The following is a 4,194-nucleotide window of genomic DNA, read 5'->3' on the forward strand; positions in this document are numbered from 1 at the left end:
CGGCCAGCAGTCGTCCGCGCAGGGTCAGCACCGCTCGCCCCTCGTCGTACGCGCCGCGCTCGAGCAGACCGTCGCCGAGCGCCCGCCGGGAGGCCGCGAGGCCGTCCGGCCGCAGCAGCGCGAGCGGCGCGCCCTCCCGCAGCCGCAGCTCCAGCAGGATGCGCTCGACCCGGCGGTCCTCGTCCGAGAGGACCTCGCGCCCGGCGCCCGGAGAGCGCCCGTCCGCCAGCGCCGCCGCGTACGCGCCGGGGTGCTTGACGTTCCACCAGCGCACCCCGCCGACGTGCGAGTGCGCTCCCGGTCCCGCGCCCCACCAGTCGGCGCCGCGCCAGTACAGCTCGTTGTGCAGGCAGCGAGCCGCCTCCGAGGCGGCCCAGTTGGACACCTCGTACCAGTCCAGGCCCGCCGCCGACATCACCTCGTCCGCGATCAGGTAGCGGTCCGCGTGCACGTCGTCGTCGGTCATCGGCACCTCGCCGCGGCGGATGCGGCGGGCGAGCTGCGTGCCCTCCTCGACGATCAGCGCGTAGGCCGAGACGTGATCGGGGCCCGCGCCCAGCGCCGCCTCCAGGGACGCCCGCCAGTCGTCGTCCGACTCGCCGGGCGTGCCGTAGATCAGGTCGAGGTTGACATGGTCGAAGCCCGCGGCCCGCGCCTCCGCGACGCACGCCTGCGGGCGGCCCGGGGTGTGCGTGCGGTCGAGGACCTTGAGGACGTGCTGCCGGGCGCTCTGCATGCCGAAGGAGACGCGGTTGAAGCCGCCCGCGCGCAGGGTCGCCAGATACGCCGGGTCCACGGACTCCGGGTTCGCCTCCGTCGTCACCTCCGCGTCCGCCGCCAGCCCGAACTCGTCGCGGATCGCGCCCAGCATCCGTACGAGGTCGGACGCGTCCAGCAGGGTCGGCGTGCCGCCGCCCACGAAGACCGTGCGGACCTCGCGCGGGTCGTCGCCGAGGACCTTGCGGGCCAGCCGGATCTCGTCGATCAGGGTGTCCGCGTAGTTGTCCCGGGAGGCGAGGACGCCGCCGGTGCCGCGCAGCTCGGTCGCCGTGTACGTGTTGAAGTCGCAGTACCCGCAGCGGGTCGCGCAGTACGGGACGTGCAGGTAGAACCCGAGGGGGCGGTCGGCGGCGCCGGCGAGCGCGTGCGCCGGGAGCGCGCCGTCGTCGGGAACCGGCTCGCCGTCGGGAAGTGCGGAAGGCATGTCGCCCATTGTCCCGTACGTCCGGGCGAACCCGGGTACGAGCCGGTCGGGGGCGGGAGCGGCGCCCTCCCGGCCGGGGTCCGGCCCCTCGCACGGGGCGTCGGCCGGCGGCGTCGGCCGACGGCCACCCCCGTCGGCCCGCGTCGCCCGGGCAGCGCGGCTGTTGCCCGGCCGACGCGGGCTCAGGCCAGCAGATCCGCGCCCAGGGGGCGGTCCGGGCCGGCGCCCGGCAGGATGTAGGCCAGCGCCGAGCCCCGGGTCTCGATGAACCCGCTCAGCTCGTCGCGGGTCGCCATCCGCCGCTGCACCCGGGTGAACAGCGCCGGGTCCCGCATGAACGCGAGGAAGAGCAGGCCCTGGTCGGTGGGGCCGTCGGCGTAGGAGTAGCCGCGGCGCAGCATCCGGGCCCCGTCGTCCTGCTGGGGGCTGACCACGCCGACGTGGGAGCGCGCCGGGGTGAGGTAGCGGCCCTTGGGGGACCTGGCGAAGACGTCGACCTCGGCGTGCTCGGGGCCGCCGGGCAGCGGGCCGCCCGTCGAGCGGCGCCGGCCGACGATCTCCTCCTGGCGGTGCACGGCGAGCCGGGCGAAGTCCTCCACCCGCAGATGGACGCGGCGCACGACGAGGTACGTGGCGTCGTCCGACCACACCCAGCGTTCGCACTCCTCGACGCCCGGATTGGCGCTGCCGTTCTTGAAGCCGAGCAGGTCACGCGGGGTGCCGCCGCCGTCCGGGGGCGGCGGCAGGAAGCCGGACTGCCGCCAGCGCGGGCGCAGGGTCTCCCCGGCCAGCCGGGTGAGGGACTCGGCGGTCTCCTCCGCCGTGTCCGAGTCGTCGGCGCACAGCTGCACGAGCACGTCGCCGCCGCAGCGGGCGGGGTCGAGGCGGTCCCCGGGGAACGCGGGCAGCTCCCGCAGGGCCGCGGGGGCGGTCACGCCGAGGAGGGCGGGCAGACGCGGGCCGACGCCGACCGTGGCCGTGAGCCGGTCCTGCTGGGAGCCGTCCCCTTCGCCGGACCCGGCGAGCGCGTCGGTCCAGGCTTGCAGGACCTCCCGCAGCGCCCGCGCACCGGACGCGCCGCGCACGGCGGGATCCAGGTCGTAGGCCAGGACCAGGGCGGTGGCCTGCTGAGGCGTCGTCACACCGGCCTGGCGGGCAGCGTGGCCGCCGGGACCGGAACGGGATCCCGCACCCGGACCCGAGCCCGAACCGGGCCCCGGGGCGCCGCGGTGCGGCGGACCGGCCGTGCGGGTACAGGCGGTCGCGGTCAGCCCGAGGCCCGCGCCGGCGATCAGGACGCGTCGGCGCGGGGGCACGTCGATGGGGATATTCGTTGCCTTCGGCACGAACCGGACGATACATCCGCGGGCCCGGCCGGCCGCCGTGCCCCGCCCGTCCCCCGCGCCGCCCGGACGGGCGCTACTCCGCCTGGAGCACCAGCAGGGCCAGGTCGTCCTCCGGAGGCCGCTCGCCGAACGCGTGGACCAGGTCCCGGATGCGCTCGGCGATCCGGTCGGCGCCGAGGCCGGCGCAGCCCGCGAGCGCGGCGGCCAGGCCCGCGTCGTCGTCGAACTGCCGCAGTCCGGAGCGCCGCTCGGTGACCCCGTCGGTCACACACAGCAGGGTGTCGCCGGGCCGCAGCCGCAGGCTGTCGCAGGTGTAGGCGACGTCCTCGATGACCCCCAGCAGGGTCTGCGGGCGCCCCGCCGTGGCGACCGAGCCGTCGGGGGCGAGCACCAGCGGCAGCGGGTGCCCGGCGGAGGCGAGCGTGCAGCGCACGCCCCCCTCGAACGGGGCCAGCTCGCCGTAGAGCAGGGAGAGGAAGCGCGTCTGCGGGCCGTCGCCCGGGACGACGGGTCCGACGAAGGCCCGGGCGGCCGCGTCGGCGGCCTCGGTCGCGTCGTCGAGGAGCAACTGGTTGAGACGGTCCAGCACGTCGGCCACGCCGTAGCCCTCGCGGGCCAGCAGCCGCAGCCACGGCCGGGCCAGACCGATGACCACGGCCGCCTCCGGCCCCTTGCCCTGCACGTCGCCCACCGCGAAGCACCAGCGGCCGTCCCCCGCCGGGAACAGGTCGTAGAAGTCGCCGCTCGGCCCGCCCTGCTCGCGCGGCTCGTAGACGAGAGCGCTGCGCACGCCGGGGATCTCGGCGACCGCACCGGGCAGCAGCCCGCGCTGGAGGACGGCGCTGATGGTGGCCTGGCGGGCGTACTGACGGGCCGCTCCGATGGCCAGCGCCACCCGGCGGCCGAGGTCCTCCACCAGCCCGGTGACCTCGTCGGGGAAGACCTCCGGCCCGGCGCGCCCGATCACCAGCGTGCCCAGCGGACGGCCGCCGGCGATCAGCCGGTAGGCGAGCGACGCGCCGTGCGGGCCGAGCGCCGCCGCGGGCCAGCAGAACGGCTCCGGCCCGGAGCGCGGACCGCCGTCGGGCGGACACGGCGGGTCCTTCTCCAGCACCCGGCGCAGATCCTCGATGCGGTTCTCGCTGGCGTGCCAGACCCGGGCCAGCCGCGGCCCCGGCCCGCCGGCCCACTCGCGCCCGCTGACCTCGTCCTCCAGCCACACCGCGCACCAGTCGGCGAGGCGCGGCACGAGCAACTGGCCGGTCAACGCCGCCACCAGGTCCTCGTCGAGCTGTCCGGCGAGCAGATCGGACGCCTCGGCGAGGAAGGAGAGGGCGCCCCGGTTGAGCCAGTCCCGCTCTCCCCGGGCGATCGGCTGCGGAGGGAGATGCGGCCGGGCGGGGAGGTGGGAGGGAGCGAGAGGGTGGAGGTGAGGGTGGGGAGAGGCAGGGGGCACGAGGGGCGCGGGCCCCCGGCCTTCGGCCGCCGCGACGACGGCAGGGACGGATCCGGGGACCGGGACGGGAGCGGCGGGAACGGCAGGGGTGGCGGCGGCGGCCGGGCGAACGTGATCGGCACCGGTCGTCGCGGAGAGGTCGGCGGCCGGCGCCGGGGGCGGCTGGACGCTGGTCGTGGCGTACGAGA

Annotated in this window: 3 protein-coding genes; all 3 read right to left on the reverse strand. The window is 77.0% G+C overall.

The genetic code is table 11. The annotated features are described in order from the left end of the window. Positions 1 to 1,204 (reverse strand): radical SAM family heme chaperone HemW (gene hemW / locus KMS84_RS38020; RefSeq protein WP_256921123.1); only part of this gene is annotated, 1,204 nt, incomplete at its 3' end. Positions 1,205 to 1,386: 182 nt separating this feature from the next. Continuing rightward, the gene (locus KMS84_RS38025; protein WP_256921124.1) at positions 1,387 to 2,550 is read right to left on the reverse strand and encodes a Dyp-type peroxidase; all 1,164 of its coding nucleotides are present in this window, start codon (positions 2,548 to 2,550) and stop codon (positions 1,387 to 1,389) included. 73 nt (positions 2,551 to 2,623) lie between these two features. Next, positions 2,624 to 4,194: PP2C family protein-serine/threonine phosphatase (locus KMS84_RS38030; RefSeq protein WP_256921125.1), on the reverse strand; the 1,571-nt coding region annotated here is incomplete at its 5' end.

This window comes from Streptomyces hilarionis (assembly GCF_024539675.1).
Taxonomy (GTDB): domain Bacteria; phylum Actinomycetota; class Actinomycetes; order Streptomycetales; family Streptomycetaceae; genus Streptomyces; species Streptomyces hilarionis.